Below are 15,691 nucleotides of genomic sequence, written 5' to 3'. Positions count from 1 at the left end.
ATGTTCGCAAGCGACACGTTTACAACTTTGCCGGCCCTGCCACTCGCCGGAGTGTGGATGGGGAATTCCCCAACCACCACTGGCCAGCACGTCGACTTCGTGTACGACGTGGTCACCTGGATCAGCATTTTCTTCTTCGTGCTGGTCGTCACATTGATGGTGACATTCGTGGTGAAATACCGCGCGCGGCCAGGCCACACCGAGCAGCCCTCGCCCTCGCACAACAATGCGTTGGAAATCATCTGGTCGGTCATTCCCGTATTGCTGCTCGCGCTTATCTTCTTCATGAGCTTCACCCTGTTCATGGACATGCGAACCCCTCCGGCGGATGCCTATGAAATCCGGGTGGTCGCCTCGAAGTGGAACTTCAACTTCGTGTATCCCAACGGAGCGAGCTCCGATGTGCTGCACGTACCACCTAATCGGCCGATTCGACTGAAGCAGGAATCTCGCGATGTGATCCACAGCCTGTACATCCCCGCGTTCCGCGCGAAGATGGACTGCGTGCCTGGACGTTACACCTACCAATGGTTCGAAGCCACCGAGCCAGGTAGCTACGACCTGTTCTGCGCCGAATACTGCGGCCGTGACCACTCGAACATGAACAGCATCGTCGTGGTGCACCAGGACGATGCGGCCTTCCAGGAACAACTCAACAAACTCAGCACACCGCCTGCCTATCCTCCCGACTGGGGGAAGGAACTCTGGGCAAAGAAGGGCTGCAAGGCCTGTCATACGGACGACGGAAGCTCGATCGCCGGCGGTGGTCCCTCGTGGAAGGACGTGTACGATCCTGCCAAGCCAAAGACGTTTGTCGGCGGCGACTCGATCGACCCCAGCGATATTCCTGCGATGGACAACTACGTGATGGAGTCGATTCGCAAGCCTCAGGCCAAAATTCGTGCTGGCTACGAGAGCGTAAAGATGTCGGCCTATCCTCCTTCGCTGGTCTCCAATGAAGAAGTAAATGCGATTACCGCATACATGAAGGAATTGGCTGGCAAGTACGACGGCCCATCGCGTGAAGAAGCCGAAGCGGCTGCCGAAGCCGCCGAGAATGGCGAACAGGATGCCTCGACCGATACAGCCGAGACGGATAGTCCGGAAACAGATAAACCAGAGACCGATGCTCCCGAAGCAGGAGACCAACAATAATGGCTACCGCAACCGCTCAACATGCCGACCATGACCACTCGTCAGAGAACTATCTGACTGCTGGTAAGTCGATTGCCTCGTGGGTGTTTACGCTTGATCACAAGCGGATTGGTGTGATGTACCTGGTGGGCATCTGCCTGAGCCTGATGCTCAGTGGTCTGTTCGCCCTGGCGATTCGCATCCATCTGTGGACTCCTGCTGGTGGTTGGTTCACCGAGGACATGTACAACCAGTTGTTCACCCTGCACGGGGCGATCATGGTGTTCTTGTTCATCGTGCCGAGCATTCCCGCTTCGCTGGGCAACTTCTTCCTGCCGATCATGCTCGGTGCGAAAGACGTCGCCTTCCCCCGGATGAACCTCGCGAGTTTCTACCTGTGGGTAATCGGCGCGTTCTTCTTCCTGGCTTCGCTGTTGTTCTCCGGCCTGGATACCGGGTGGACGTTCTATACCCCATATAGCTCCGAAACCAGCCAAGCCCCAGTGTTGTGCGCCACGATGGGTGTGTTCATCCTCGGTTTTAGCTCGATCTTCACCGGCCTGAACTTCGTGGTCACGATCAACACGATGCGTCCCCCAGGGATGACCTGGTTCAAGATGCCGCTGTTCCTGTGGTCGTTGTACGCTACCGGTATCATTCAGCTGCTGGCGACCCCAGTGCTCGGCATCACCGTGCTGCTGCTCGCTGCTGAAGCCGCACTGCACATCGGCATCTTCGATCCCAAGTACGGCGGCGACCCCGTGTTGTTCCAGCACTTCTTCTGGTTCTACTCGCACCCAGCCGTGTACATCATGATTCTCCCCGGCATGGGCGTGGTCAGCGAATTGCTGCCGGTTTATTGCCGCAAGCACATCTTCGGCTACAAGTTCATCGCCCTGTCGAGCATCGCGATTGCGTTCCTCGGCTTCCTGGTGTGGGGACACCATATGTTTGTCTCCAGCCAATCGACGCTCACCACGGTAATCTTCAGTGGTTTGACCTTTAGCGTGGCCATTCCTTCGGGCATCAAGGTGTTCAACTGGCTGGCAACGATGTACAAGGGCAACATCTACCTGACCACCGGCATGTGCTACATGCTGGCGTTCCTGTTCTTGTTCACCATTGGTGGTCTGACCGGTTTGCACCTTGGTTCGGTCGCGACCGACGTTACGCTGCACGACACCTACTTTGTGGTCGCTCACTTCCATTACGTGATGGCCGGCGGTTCGCTAATCGCGTTCGTGGGTGCTCTGTTCCACTGGTGGCCCAAGATGTTCGGCCGCATGTACGACGAAACCTGGGGCCGCATCTCGGCACTGCTCGTGTTCGTTGGTTTTAACCTGACGTTCTTCCCGCAGTTCATCCTTGGCTCGCTCGGTATGCCTCGCCGGTATGCTTCGTACGAAGGACGCGAAGGCTTTGCAGTGAGCGACGAACTGCTCGGCAGCTTTACTCACCTGCACCGGGTTTCGACCGGCGGTGCCATGGTGCTGGGAGCCGGTTTGTTCCTGGCCGCTGGCGTGCTGATTGCCGCGTTGATCTGGGGTCGCAAGGCTCCCAAGAACCCCTGGGGCGGTGCAACGCTCGAGTGGACTTGTGCGTCGCCGCCGATTCATCACAATTTCGACGAAACTCCCACGGTCGACGATCCTTACGTCTACGATTACCTGGAATACGATGCCAACGAAGGGGGCTACCGACCGAAACCGGTCGCGGTTCCCACGCCCGATCCGCAACACGAACCAGTTGCCTAAGGCCTGTCGTAAGTTCGTCTCTCCTATCCGTTTTTGATCACTCAACGTTTACTCGCACATGTCCACCGCCCACGCTGACGACCATTCTCATCATCGGTTTCAGGCACACCACTTCGAAACCAGTGAGCAGCAGTTCCAGGCCGGCAAGCTCGGTATGTGGTTGTTCCTGGCTACCGAAGTTCTGTTCTTCAGTGCCATGTTCTGCGCGTACGCTGTGTACCGCTCGAACCACCCTGAGGTGTTCGAGAAAGCCGCTCAGTTCCTGAATCCCTACCTGGGGGCCGCGAACACCCTGGTGCTGCTGGCAAGTAGCTTGTCGGTCGCCTGGGCGGTGCGTTGCGCCCAAATGAACGATAGGAAGGGCTTGCTCACCAACTTGATCTTCACGCTGTTCTGCGCTGGTGCGTTCATGGGCGTGAAGTCGGTAGAGTATGGGCTGAAGTTCAAAGAAGGATTGTTCTGGCGGGGCAATTTTTCCTACGTCGATGGTTCGCATCCCGACCTTACCGAAACGCATGCAACGCTGCAGTCGATCGGCCTCTGGCTGCTCGGCATCGCGGTTGCGTTCGTCGTGGTGAGCATGGTGATCAAGGCCGCTGGTGGCAAATGGGCGTTGTTTGCCCTGGGGGCCACCCTGTTCGGCGCCGGCGTCGGCTGCCTGGCTGGTAACGCCTACACGCTGCACGAAGAACAAGCATCGCATCACGCTACTGCTGGTGAGCATGCCGAAGGCGAGGAGCACGCCGAAGAACACGCGGCCGAAGGAGAAGTCGCTCACACCGAAACGACCGCGGAAGCCCCTGCTACGGATGAAGCAGCCGCCCCGGCCGATGCCGAGGCCCCTGCTGGCGACCCACTGGCATACGGCGGTGAAGGCTCCAAGTTCCCCGGCGTCTTCTTCAGCATCTACTACGCCATGACCGGCGTGCACGCCATCCACATCCTGGCGGGCATCGGCGTGTTTGTTTGGATCATTAGCCGCGCAGGACGCGGGCATTTCGACTCCGAGTACTACGGCCCGGTAGAATACACCGGTTTGTACTGGCACTTGGTCGACCTGATTTGGATTTACCTGTTCCCCCTGTTGTACTTGATTCAATAAGGAGCGTTCTGCTTCGCCTTTCCACCCGCTTGCAGACCGCTAGCCGATAAAACCATGTCTGATAATCATCACCACTACATTACTCCGCTTCCTGTCCTGCTAGGCACCTTCCTGGCGCTGGTCGCGTTGACCATCCTCACGGTGTTCCAGGCCACGCAAACGATGGTCGACTTCGGCCAGTACGAAGTGGGGCTCACGCTGCTGATCGCCACGGCCAAAGCCCTGCTGGTAGGCCTGATTTTCATGCAACTGGCCCACGACAAGCCGATCAACGGCATGGTACTGATGACCGCCCTGGTGTTTGTGGGTCTGTTCCTGAGCATTACGCTGATGGATACCAAAGAATACCGGCTGCAGCAGGAGGATTTCCGCATCCAAAACCCCCAAACAGCCGAGTAATCTACAAGGCCTCCGACGGTTGACCTCGGCGGCCACTTGGTTACACTTTAAGCTTGGCTGTTTAAGCCAAATCTATGGGCCCGTGGCGGAATAGGCAGACGCGCATGCTTGAGGGGCATGTGCCCGCAAGGGCGTGCTGGTTCGACTCCAGTCGGGCCCACTGGCGGTAGACAATCCCTACCGCAAGCGGGCAGTGGTAGCACCGGGAAAATCACCCTCCCCACGGTTGCTCCCCTGCCCTACTTGTTTAGGATTGTATCCCTCGGATCGACACCTCCCTGAACAAAGGGTACCTGCACGAAGGGATTTACCATGCCAAGTCTATCGTCTGTCATGACAGACGCGATCAACGATCAAATCAACAACGAGCTGTTCGCTTCTTACAGCTATCTGTCGATGAGTGCTTATTGCGAGCACAAGCAGTTCACTGGTTGCGCCCAGTGGATGCGGGTGCAAAGCCAGGAAGAGTACACCCACGCGATGCGGCTGTACGAGTTCCTTATCGCTCGCGGCGCTCGGGTCAAACTAAGCCCAATCGCCCAGCCGACGATCGATTTCGATTCGGTGCCGGGCGTGTTCAGCACTGCTTACGCTCAGGAACAGTCGGTCACCGAACAGATCGAACAGCTCTACGAGCTAGCCTTCCAGGAAAAGGCCTTTGCAGCGCTGGTGGAGCTCGAATGGTTCATCAAGGAGCAGGTCGAAGAAGAGAAGTCGGCCCGCGACATTGTGCATAAGTTTGAAATGGTCAAAGACGACCCCGCGTCGCTCTTGGCGTTGGACCAGGAACTCGGCGCTCGCCAACCTGGCGACGATGGTGCGGTGGCTGGCGAGTAGCCCCCACAGCGACTTTAGCCATCGATAGCGAACAACTCATTAATAAGACCCCGACGAGCCAGACTCGTGGGGTCTTGGTTTTTCGCTTAGCGATACTCTGAGAGCTTGTCGCCGGCAAGCTTGTTAGTTCGAAGGGCCACGAATCGCATCGTACAGGCTCGAGAAGCCGAAGCTGCCGGAGTAGTTTACGATTTCAAGCAGCATGGCCACGCATCCAACCGCCAGCGCCAGGGCGGCGATGCCGAGCAGCACCGTGTAGACGTTGCTCTTTGGCTTTTGCACCACCATGCTGCGAGTTGGTTCTAGATCGGGTTGCGACACGGGTCGACCTCGTAGAGTTATTTGGGAGTCCGCTTCGCGGAGTGTTCTCGAATACCTGCGACTATTTGATCACGCCAAACCAGCCGCTGGTCACACCGGCGTCGGAAGCGTAGCGACCGATCTCGATCATCAGCATGATGCATCCGATTGCCAGACACATGGCTGCGATACCGAGCAACGCGGTGTAAACGGTGGCTTTCGACTTTTGGCCGGAAGACGTCGTTCGAACAGGTCCATTAGTTAAGTCGGGTTGCGACACGATCGCCCTCCTCTATGCGGCCCTTCTTCAAGTTAGGCAGAATGCGAGCGTAAGCCCGATCGCCATCGGTACTGAGCACCTGGGCCCGACCAAGGTACTTCGACTGGTTCGGGTCGTTGGTCATGCGAAAGATTTCCACGGTGTGTTCGGGACGAATGCCATCGTCGGAACCAATCGTGATTTCGATCATTTCGTCCCCAGCCCGACGGCGAATACTGCTGACAAAGCCACCTACGCGAGGCACTGTGTTATCAAGCGGCATGTCGGGGTTCAGACCTTCGCGGGTCATCAGCACCCGCATGCGGGCGACTTCGGCAGTCAGCTCGCTGACCGATTCGATGTTGTTAGCCAACTCGAGCTTCGCGTCGTGCAACTTGCCCGTGGCTTCTTGCGTCTTCTTGAACGACTCATCGGCTGCTTCGTTCGCAGCGATCACGTTGTCACGCAGCACGCTGTTTTCGCCCGACAACCGTTCGGCATTCGCCTGGGTCGAAGCCACCGCAGCGGTCGCGTCGCGACTCTCTTGCTTCAGGTTGTTGATTTCGGTTTGAATGTCTTCGTTACGAGCAATCAACGACTGCCGTTCGCTTTGCAAACGACCGACATCCGACTGCGAAGCATCCAACTGACCTCGCAACTGTGCTTCGGTAAGTTGTGCAGCACTATTAGCCTGCTTGTACTCCGAGTCCAATTGCTTGTACTTGGCGTCCAGCTGGTTGTAAGCTGTCTTCCAGTTCTTGTGGGTCGAATAGACTGCCATCGCCAGTGTCATGAACAACAGGCTCATGAGCACGATGACCAGCACGAAAATCTTTCCAATTAAGTTCATCGTTACTCAATTCCTCCGGCTTGCTCTACCAGTTGAGCGTTACGCTCCAGCTCGGTTTCGAGCTTCAGCTTGGCATCATGCAGTTCGCTCGTGGCTCGAACTGCTTCGTCGAATGCCACACCCGTTGCTTGTTGGGTAGTGGCGATGTCTTGTTGCAACTGGGCGTTCTGTTGCGCCAGTTCATCGTTCTTACGTTGTGTGCTCGCGATGTCGGTGGTCAGGTCGCGACGGCGTTGGGTCAAGTCGTCGAGTTGTTGCTGCATCTGTTCATTACGCAGCATCAGTTGCACGCGTTCGCGTTCGAGTTTGACGATTTGATTCTCCGCCGCGGCGAGTTCGATCTGCAGGTTCGCATCGTTCAGTTTGTACTGTGTCGAAAACGCTTCCTGCTGAGCTTGCAGCTCCTGAATCTGGGCCTGCTGCTCATCGATCGTGGCCTTCCAGTTCTTGTGAGTCGAAAACACAGCGATCGCTACGCCAAGAAACATGACGCTCAGGATCGCCACGAGGACGACGAACATTTTGCCGACAAAATTAACCATGCTCTGCTTACTCTCTTCCCCATTATTCGCATCAAGTGGGACGAGGGATTCCCTTGCGACCTCCAACGATTGAGGCCTGACCTGCTTGCGATGCACGAAAAGGGGAGTGTTCCGGGCGGTTACCGTGCCTGTAACTCTGCGACTCGTACTCGACTCATGGAGCCAAGCGACAAGCCAGTTGTTATGGGGCTTCTCGCAGTATAGTCAGTGGCTAAAACCAATGTCAATTTAGGCGGTTTAAGCAAATTCAAGACGATCAGGTTTTACCGCCGGATTGTGCGGGCCATAGCGGATGCGGGGATCGCTCCGCGTTGTACCCAATCAGAGCTCCGCAGCGACGCCTAGAAGCGGTCGTCGGGGCGGCGGAGCACCTCGTTCAGGATCACCGCTTGCTGCACGCCTGCAGGCGATGAGAGCATTCCAAGCAGTGTTTCGGCCAAATTGGGAGCTTCTTCGGCAGTTCGTTTTGCCGCATCTTCCTGCTCCCGAACCTTGCGACGAGCCGCCAGGCTGCCCAGCCCGTGGTCAAAAGTCTGGTGTAAATGGGCTTCGAGCCGCTCGTCGGATTGGGCGACGTCTTCCCCGAGGTGGGTGGCCCGCTCGCGGAATTGGTCCTCGTTCAGGTGAACCGCGACATGTTCGGCCACCGATTCGCCCCGTTCGATACCCTGGCGCGGCGGCGTCGACGGCACCGGCGGAAAAAGTGGCTTCGGCTGAGCTTGTTGCGGCGGCGTACGACGATGCGTCTGGCGAGGCCGGTCATCCACGCCAAAACCTGTTTCGTCGATCATCTCGATCTGCCGAGGACGTCGGCTACCCGCAGCGGGCGGGGTCTGCCGAGCTTCGACCGGCTGGGCACGGCGACCTGGCTCCGGCTCTCCTTTGCCGATGCGGCGGAGAAACTCCTCGACTTCCGAGCGAATTTCTTCCTGCTGCGGCTGTCGACGAGGTCGCTCGTCGTGTTCCATCGGATCGTCCAGCGGGTCCCGCGCCGGCCGGCGTCCCGGTCGCTGCGGCGGGGCCGGCGGCTGTTTCGCCTCGCGAATCCAACGCACGATGCCCGAAGCCATGATCACCAGCAGGAATATCACCTTGATCAACAAGGCGAGGTCTGCCAGCACAGGTTGGAACAGGAATGGCATGATGGAATCAGACGTCGATGAAAGGAAAAACTCGCGAAACTAGCCAAAGGCGTCCAGCTTCTGGAGGGCGGAACAGGTTACTTTCGCCCCGCCTTGGCGATGGCGTCTCGCATGTCGGTATCGGCTTTTACGTTTTCCAGCTTGTAATAGTCGAGAATTCCCAGCCGGCCCGACTGGAAGGCCTCGGCCATGGCCTTGGGTACCTCGGCCTGAGCCTGCACGAGCGTGGCCCGGTTTTGCTCGATCGTGGCCATGTTTTCTTGCTCGGTGGCAACCGCGGCCGCGCGGCGTTTTTCCGCATTCGCCTGGGCCACTCGGGTGTCGGCTTCGGCCTTATCGGCTTCGAGCCGGGCACCGATGTTGTCGCCAACATCGATATCCGCGATGTCGATCGAAACGATTTCGAACGCAGTTTGCGAGTCGAGCCGGCGAGCCAGCACCGCTTTGGAGATCCGATCGGGGTTCTCCAGCACGTCGGCATGCGTGTCGGCCGAGCCAATCGCGCTCACAATGCCTTCGCCCACGCGGGCGACAATCGTCTCTTCGGTAGCACCGCCGATCAGCTGGTCGAGGTTCGCCCGCACGGTCACGCGAGCCTTTACCTTGAGCTGAATGCCGTTTTTGGCCACGGCGTCGAGCGACGGTTTTTTGCTGTCTTTGCTGGGGCAATCGATCACACGCGGGTAAACACTGGTCTGCACCGCTTCCAGAATATTCCGGCCAGCCAGGTCGATGGCGGTCGCCCGTTTGATATCGAGGTCGATGATCTTGGCCTTGCGGGCAGCGATCATCGATCGAATCACCAGCGGCACATTGCCGCCGGCCATGTAGTGGGCTTCGAGTGCTTGGGTGGTCACCCCCTCTTCGTCGGTGAGGCCGGCCTGCACGGCCATGATCTTGCTGCGGACGATCACCGCGGGATTCACCTTACGGAAGGTCATGCGAATCAGGTCGAAGAGCGAAATTCCCGCTCCCGTCATGAACGACTGAATCCACAGCCGAAAATAGCGGGCGAAAATGGTGATGAGCACTAGCCCCGCGACAACGATCGCGACGCCAATGATTGTCAGTAAAGGACCACCCATTTCGGAGACCTACTTCTGAATACGATGCTGGAATGTGGGAACGCTGTGGTTCGAAAGTGCAGTGTAAGCCTTTTTGCGGTATTCGCTCAAGCTATGCTAGTGGATCCTCCAGGCTTTCGATGCCAAGTTCTTCGATACTGCGGTTCAGCAGATCATCGGGTCGCGAAGTGCCAGGGTGCATATCCTTAGGGGCCGTGCGGACCATCACCCGGTTGGCTCGCACCTCGACGATTTGTACCTTTTCGCCTGGTTCGATGGCTTGCCCCTTGGCGACCGCGTCGATCATCTGGCCGTCGATCTCCACGGTGCCGCTCGGCAGCATCTTACTGCGGGCGACTCCGATACGGCCGATCAGCTGACGCCGAGGGTCTTCGGGGGCAACTTCTGTGCTCTTAGGAGCTTCACCTAGCAAAATGCGACCAATCGGAGTGCGCGGTAGCACGTAAAACGCGATGCCCATCGACACGGGAGTCATCAACACCACGAACGACAGCACGCTGAATCCGGCCGTAGGACCGCCAGCGCGAAACGCCATGACAATGCCTGCTAGCATCGAGCCCAACGACAGCAGGCCGATGATTCCGCCCGAAGGAATGAGAATCTCGAGCACGACCAGGGCCAACCCGACTAACACGAGCAAGCCTGCCCATACGAGTGGATCAATCGTTTCCATAGTTCTCTACCCTCGATGAATGTCTGGGGGTTATTCGCCGGCCGCGTCAAATTATAGCAATTTGGTTCGTGTTGGCCTGAAACCAGCAAAATAGTCGGGCGCAAGCACGATTCCCCTTAGGAGAACTGGATAGATTCCCACCGCTTGCAAATAGATTCCCAATTTACCCACCGATGGGAAAATTGAATCTTCGCCCACGCTACAAAACCAGCGGTTTTCGTACCCGAATAGATTCCCATTTCCCAAAACGCATCCGATGGGAATCTATTTTCCCACGGGGAAGGAATCGCAAGTCGTTTATGAGCAATGAGTTGCATCAACACCTCCGCGATAGTTGCCCAAAATAGATTCCCATGGGTGGGAAACTATTCTGGCGAGGATTCAGGATTCGGGGGTCAGGGGGCAGGGGATGTCATTCTGAGGGAGCTTCCGGCGACTGAAGAATCTCGGCTTGCCACTTCGAGCGTGTTACCAACGCGCGCAGCAGCCAACGCTCACGCCAGCACCCCGCGCCTGCGCGTCGCTAGTCGTTCGAGTTCAAAACAAGCATCACACTCATTCACCTCCAATCACTTAATAGCCAACAGCCGAAAGCTGATAGCCGACAGCCACACACACCTGTCCATTAGAACACCACAAGTGGCCAATTTCCAGCGAAAACTGCCGCGAATGGCGTTGCCCGCTATCGAACCGGCTACCCACCGCAGGCGTTTGTCGCCGCACGCCAGTGGCAAGCTTTGCGGGCCAGGGGGGATACGGGCACTGCAGAGGCCTTGCCCGCAGTAGCGATTGCACGCCCCACCCTCGGGCAAAAAGCGTCCGCAGGCAACGATTATCGCGACTGTAGCCAATTGAGGGACGATTGTTGGGGGTAGGAAGCGTTGCGCGGACTAGGCGGAAGGTGGACGTTGCAGGTTCGCCAGGGAGTCGCCTCATCCTCTGGGAGAGGTTGGAACCGCGCAGTGCAATTGGCAATTCGAGATTGCCAAGGGCCTACCCCCGGGCCATGCACCCACAAAATGGAGTTTAGGAGGTCGCTCGGATGACACGTTCAAGTTCAGCAGCTACGCGAATTGCGGCTGCGTTAGTACTTGGGATTGCCGGTACTTCGCAATCCCTCGCCCAAAGTGGCCCTTACTATCAAACACAACAACCCGCAGCTGCTTACGCGCAGTACCCAGCGACCGCACAAACCGTGCAGCCGCAGATCACGGTACCGCCGATTCAAGTGCAGCCAACCGGGTACCCCACGGCGCAGCCAAGCTATCGCACCGCGCAGTATCAGTTGCCCAACTATCAGGCGCCAGCCCCAGCGGCTCGTTACGCCATGGCCGACGACACCACGCCGGCTGCGCCCGAGCACGTGCCCGCCCCCGAGAGTCTTCCGCAGACCGCGCCGGTTCAGGAATACACCGAGGGCGATCCAGCTACCGAAGCGAGTCAGTACCCTGCTGGTGACTCGGCAACCGGTTGGGAAGGCTACGTGCAAGCTCCCACTTCGGGCTATGGCTGCGAAACTGGCGACTGCACTACCGGTGCTGCTTGCGACTACGGCACCTTCGGCGGCGGTAGCAGCTCGGCTTTGGGTGGTCGACTGTTTAACAACTGTGGCCGCCAGTGGTTCTTCGGCGCCTACAGCCTGTTCATGAGCCGCGATAACCCGAGCTACACCCGCTTCGCCACGGTAGTCGACGAGCCCGCTCCCTCGACTCCTTACTACCCCAGCTCGATGGACACGGTCCTGTCGACCGAGAACATCGAACCCGATTGGCAGTGGGGTGCCGAGATTCGCTTCGGCAGCACCTTTGGCTCGCCTTGTGGACCTGGCCTGGGCCTGCGTCCTTACGCCTGGGAAGTGGTTTACTGGGGTCTGGCCGAAGATTCTTCGTCGGCCACGATCACCGATGCTTGGACCGACGGCGATCGCATGTATAGCGCGATCAACTACAACGGTCTGAACTACGACCGCGATGGTTCGGCTGGTGGTACCTACGCGGACCGTCCGCTGAACGACTACTGGGATTACAGCATGCCGGTCGATGAAACGAACGACATTCGCGTGCTTGGTTTCCGTGCTCGCAGCTACTTCAGCGCCCAGAACCTGGAACTGAACTTCCTGCGGTTCCCGATTGCCGGCGGCGGCGATGCTTGCAACGCGTGTGCTCCTCCGCGGTTCACCGTGAACGGTCTGTGCGGCGTGCGATACATGAAGCTCGACGAGGACCTGCAATACGCGGCCATGTTTGTTGGCGTCGATGGCACCGGCACCCCGAACGCCGGCGAACCGACCGCCTACACCGGGTTCCCCTTGAACGACGACAACAACATCTTCCACGACATCAGCACCGATAACGAGCTGGTTGGCTTCCAGATTGGTAGCAACATGAACTGGCTCATCGGTTGCAAGTGGAGTGCCTTCTGCGATACCAGCATGGGTATCTACGGCAACAACGCCAGTGTGTACCAAACCGTGTACGGCGGTGGCGGTGGCATGGTTACTTGGGATGGCTCTGGCAACGCAGTCAACGTACTGGCGAAGAAGACCGACGTGTCGTTCCTCGGCGAACTTCGCGCTGGCCTTGGCTACCAGGTGGGCTGCAACTGCCGGATCACGACGGCTTACCGGGTGATCGCCATCACCGGCGTGGCCCTGGCCAACGAGCAGCTTCCCTCGGTGTGGTCCGACTCCGACTACGTTGCTCGGACCATCGATACCAACGACTCGATGATTCTGCACGGTCTGCAAACCGGCGTGGAATGGAAATACTAGTACCTGCTGCACCGACGTGTAGCGTGTACGAAGCCGCTTGCCCCTGTGGGTGAGCGACTTGCGACCCGACCCCCATCAAGTGTGGTTGCCCCCCAACCACACTGACCTCCAGCCCCGGCGACTTTCACTCCCTGAAGTCGTCGGGGCTTTCTTGTTGCGCTTGCGTGCGAAGCTCAGCCGCCCAAATGGCGAATGGCCCACAACACCGCGGCGGCATAGAAGGCCGCGACCACGTCGTCGAGCATGATGCCCCAGCCGCCAGGCTGGGACTCCAACTGTCGACATGGCCAGGGCTTCGAAATATCGAACACCCGGTGCAGGGCAAATCCCAGCAGCACCAGCCAAGGCGAGCTGGGCGCTACAAACGCGAACACCAAGGGAACCGTGGCGAACTCGTCCCACACCACCGGGCCTGGGTCTTTGCGTTGCAGATCGCGGGCCGCGCGGCCGCAGACTGGCACCCCCACCGCTAGCATGGCGATCGCGACTGTCCACCACCACAAATCGCCTGGCAACATTCCATAAATCCAGAGCAGCGGAAGTCCCCATAAGGCGCCGAACGTGCCTGGCGCAGGCATCACGAGCCCTACTCCCAGGCCGGAAGCCAACCAAACCGCGAGAGTTCGTCGTGGAGGAGCCGATGGATTGGTTGTATTCATGAGTAGTTGAGTCGGGATTTGGCGTGCGAAATGAGGGTGTTCAAAGCCCGTCTGCCGTTTCACTTCGATTGGATGAGAGCTATGATTGCAGGAATAAACATCACGAACTATCTAAATATCCTCGATGTTTGCGCCCAACACTAGGCGACCACTCCCCACCCTGCCATTTAGCCCTCCTTTTTACTCTGCTCCCTATGTCCGATAAGTCGAAGCCCAAGTCCACCAAGCCGAGCCCCCTCGATCAACTGAAAGCTGCCAAGTCGAAAGACTCGTCGGATGACGAACCCAAGCTAAGCGGTGCCGAGGGTGTCAAGCTGAATAGCAACTTCCTCCGTGGAACCATTGCCGAAGAACTGGCCGACGACTCGGCCGGATTCTCCAGCGACAATGGCATGCTGCTCAAACACCACGGCAGCTACCAGCAGGACGATCGTGATCGCCGCGCCGAAGCCAAGAAGGCTGGTGTGCCAGGCGGCAAGTACTTTAGCTTCATGGTGCGTACCGCCATCCCAGGTGGGCGTATCACCAGTGATCAATTTCTCGAACACCTGAAGCTTGGCCAAACCCTTGGCGATGGCACCCTCCGCCTGACCACGCGCCAGGGCATTCAATTGCATGGCGTGCTGAAGAGCAACCTCAAGGCAGCCATCCGTCGCATCAACGAAGTGCAGCTCACCACGCTGGCCGCCTGCGGCGACGTGCGACGCAACCTGATGTGCAACCCCGCGCCGTACAAGAACGACCCGGTGTACGACAAGCTTCAGGAACTAGCCGAAGACCTGGCCGCCGAACTGAAGCCGAATACCACCGCCTATCACGAAATCTGGCTCACCGATAGCGAGACCGGCGAGAAAACCAACGTCGCTCCCGCCAGCGAAACCAAGACCAAGGATACCGAACCGCTCTACGGCAAGACTTACCTGCCGCGCAAGTTCAAGCTCGGCGTCGCCTTGCCTGGCGATAACTCGGCCGATGTCTACTCGCAGGACGTCGGCTTCCTAGCCGTGTGCGAAGACTTCGACATCGTCGGCTACAATGTGCTGGTCGGCGGCGGGTTTGGGGTCACTCCCAGCGCGTCGAAGACCTACGCGGCAATCGCGATGCCGATGGCATTCATCCCGGTGTCCGATACCAACACGCCAGCCATCGACGTAGCCAAGGCAGTCTTGAAGGTGCAGCGCGACTTCGGCAACCGCAGCGATCGCAAGACCGCTCGCCTGAAGTACCTGGTTCGCAACTGGGGACTCGAGAAGTTCACCAAGAAAGTGGAAGAGTACCTAGGCCACGACCTGCAGGCACCACGCCCGATGGAAGTGATCGACTACAACGACGCGCTCGGTTGGAACGAGCAAGGGGATGGTCGCTGGTTCTATGGCTTGTTCATCGAGAACGGCCGCATCAAAGACGCCGGCGATGTGAACCTGATGACCGCGTTGACCGAGATCTGCAAAACGATGGCCCCGCCGATGCGGATCACACCGCACCAGAACCTGATCTTCTGCGACTTGTCGGACGACGATCGCGAGCGACTCGAAGGCATCCTCGTGCACCATGGTGTCGTGCTGACCGACGACATCTCGACCACGCGCCGGTGGAGCATGGCCTGCCCTGCCCTGCCGATGTGCGGGCTGGCGGTCACCGAGAGCGAGCGGATGCTGCCGACCATCATGGACGAGATGGAACGCGAACTCACCTCGCTGGGACTCGGCGACGAGGTATTCACCACCCGCATGACCGGGTGCCCCAACGGCTGCTCACGCCCGTACAACGCCGATATCGGTTTGGTCGGCAAGACCAAGGGCAAGTACACCATCTTCCTCGGCGGCCGCCGCCAAGGCGATCGGCTGAACTGGGTGTTCAAAGACCTGGTGCCGGAGGACGAAGTGGTAAGCACGCTGCTGCCAGTGTTCCGCCAGTTCCGCGACGACCGCCAGACCAACGAAACGTTCGGCGATTTTTGCCACCGCCTGGGAAAAGACGCACTGGCCACCTAGGGCGTTTCCAACACTGGCATTGGGGCCCATTGTTGGTGAATCGCAAGCATCACGGCCGCCATGCGAGAACATGAATGTGCAAGCGGCACCTAGTCTTTGCGCATTCTTCTTGGCTTCTTAACGGTCTTTTAATCAAACGTGCATAAAGCGACAAGGTTCTCCGGATAAACTTCGGTTTCCCTGGCAGGGAA

The 15,691-nt window shown here is 58.4% G+C and carries 15 protein-coding genes and 1 tRNA gene; 8 read left to right on the top strand and 8 right to left on the bottom strand.

Features of this window, described 5'->3' with window-relative positions:
- The 6 genes from coxB (at nt 1) to Pan181_RS00775 (ending at nt 5,226) form a co-directional block, all read left to right on the top strand.
- On the top strand, nt 1-1,155 hold the full coding sequence (gene coxB, locus Pan181_RS00800) for a cytochrome c oxidase subunit II (RefSeq protein WP_145245025.1): 1,155 nt from the start codon (nt 1-3) through the stop codon (nt 1,153-1,155).
- The gene (locus Pan181_RS00795) at nt 1,155-2,888 is read left to right on the top strand and encodes a cytochrome c oxidase subunit I (RefSeq protein WP_145245024.1); all 1,734 of its coding nucleotides are present in this window, start codon (nt 1,155-1,157) and stop codon (nt 2,886-2,888) included. Before coxB ends, Pan181_RS00795 begins: the two co-directional genes overlap by 1 nt.
- Before the next feature lie 58 nt (nt 2,889-2,946).
- Nucleotides 2,947-3,990 (top strand): cytochrome c oxidase subunit 3, encoded by a 1,044-nt coding sequence (locus Pan181_RS00790; protein WP_145245023.1) that lies wholly within the window; start codon nt 2,947-2,949, stop codon nt 3,988-3,990.
- A 54-nt stretch (nt 3,991-4,044) separates the two neighbouring features.
- Complete coding sequence (locus Pan181_RS00785) at nt 4,045-4,389, top strand: cytochrome C oxidase subunit IV family protein (protein ID WP_145245022.1); 345 nt, start codon at nt 4,045-4,047, stop codon at nt 4,387-4,389.
- A 76-nt stretch (nt 4,390-4,465) separates the two neighbouring features.
- Nucleotides 4,466-4,549, top strand: a tRNA-Leu gene (locus Pan181_RS00780).
- A gap of 152 nt (nt 4,550-4,701) precedes the next feature.
- Nucleotides 4,702-5,226, top strand: coding sequence for a ferritin (locus Pan181_RS00775; protein WP_145245021.1), 525 nt, complete (start codon nt 4,702-4,704; stop codon nt 5,224-5,226).
- A gap of 123 nt (nt 5,227-5,349) precedes the next feature.
- Here the strand turns inward: Pan181_RS00775 and Pan181_RS00770 are convergent, their stop codons facing one another.
- From Pan181_RS00770 to Pan181_RS00740, 7 genes are all read right to left on the bottom strand, one after another.
- Nucleotides 5,350-5,547 (bottom strand): hypothetical protein, encoded by a 198-nt coding sequence (locus Pan181_RS00770; RefSeq protein WP_145245020.1) that lies wholly within the window; start codon nt 5,545-5,547, stop codon nt 5,350-5,352.
- 61 nt (nt 5,548-5,608) lie between these two features.
- Nucleotides 5,609-5,806, bottom strand: coding sequence for a hypothetical protein (locus tag Pan181_RS00765; RefSeq protein ID WP_145245019.1), 198 nt, complete (start codon nt 5,804-5,806; stop codon nt 5,609-5,611).
- Complete coding sequence (locus tag Pan181_RS00760) at nt 5,784-6,635, bottom strand: hypothetical protein (protein WP_145245018.1); 852 nt, start codon at nt 6,633-6,635, stop codon at nt 5,784-5,786. The genes Pan181_RS00765 and Pan181_RS00760 overlap by 23 nt, the downstream gene beginning before the upstream one ends.
- 2 nt (nt 6,636-6,637) lie before the next feature.
- Entirely contained in the window at nt 6,638-7,177 is a 540-nt protein-coding gene (locus Pan181_RS00755; protein WP_145245017.1) for a hypothetical protein, read from the bottom strand.
- Nucleotides 7,178-7,518: 341 nt separating this feature from the next.
- Nucleotides 7,519-8,319, bottom strand: coding sequence for a hypothetical protein (locus Pan181_RS00750; RefSeq protein WP_145245016.1), 801 nt, complete (start codon nt 8,317-8,319; stop codon nt 7,519-7,521).
- A 77-nt stretch (nt 8,320-8,396) separates the two neighbouring features.
- Nucleotides 8,397-9,404 carry a flotillin-like protein FloA gene (gene floA / locus Pan181_RS00745; RefSeq protein ID WP_145245015.1) on the bottom strand — a complete coding sequence of 336 codons (1,008 nt, stop codon included), beginning with the start codon at nt 9,402-9,404 and terminating at the stop codon, nt 8,397-8,399.
- 91 nt (nt 9,405-9,495) lie between these two features.
- Nucleotides 9,496-10,077: an NfeD family protein gene (locus Pan181_RS00740; protein ID WP_145245014.1), complete on the bottom strand. Its 582-nt coding sequence runs from the start codon at nt 10,075-10,077 to the stop codon at nt 9,496-9,498.
- A gap of 1,042 nt (nt 10,078-11,119) precedes the next feature.
- Here Pan181_RS00740 and Pan181_RS00735 point away from each other — a divergent pair.
- Nucleotides 11,120-12,847 carry a BBP7 family outer membrane beta-barrel protein gene (locus tag Pan181_RS00735; RefSeq protein WP_145245013.1) on the top strand — a complete coding sequence of 576 codons (1,728 nt, stop codon included), beginning with the start codon at nt 11,120-11,122 and terminating at the stop codon, nt 12,845-12,847.
- Nucleotides 12,848-13,020: 173 nt separating this feature from the next.
- Here the strand turns inward: Pan181_RS00735 and Pan181_RS00730 are convergent, their stop codons facing one another.
- Entirely contained in the window at nt 13,021-13,506 is a 486-nt protein-coding gene (locus tag Pan181_RS00730) for a phosphatidylglycerophosphatase A family protein (RefSeq protein WP_145245012.1), read from the bottom strand.
- A gap of 194 nt (nt 13,507-13,700) precedes the next feature.
- Here Pan181_RS00730 and Pan181_RS00725 point away from each other — a divergent pair, with 194 nt between their 5' ends.
- Complete coding sequence (locus Pan181_RS00725; protein WP_145245011.1) at nt 13,701-15,500, top strand: NADPH-dependent assimilatory sulfite reductase hemoprotein subunit; 1,800 nt, start codon at nt 13,701-13,703, stop codon at nt 15,498-15,500.
- The last annotated feature ends 191 nt before the right edge of the window (nt 15,501-15,691 follow it).

The sequence above is a fragment of the Aeoliella mucimassa genome (assembly GCF_007748035.1).
Classification (GTDB): domain Bacteria; phylum Planctomycetota; class Planctomycetia; order Pirellulales; family Lacipirellulaceae; genus Aeoliella; species Aeoliella mucimassa.
This window is presented reverse-complemented; position numbering and strand designations above follow the sequence as displayed.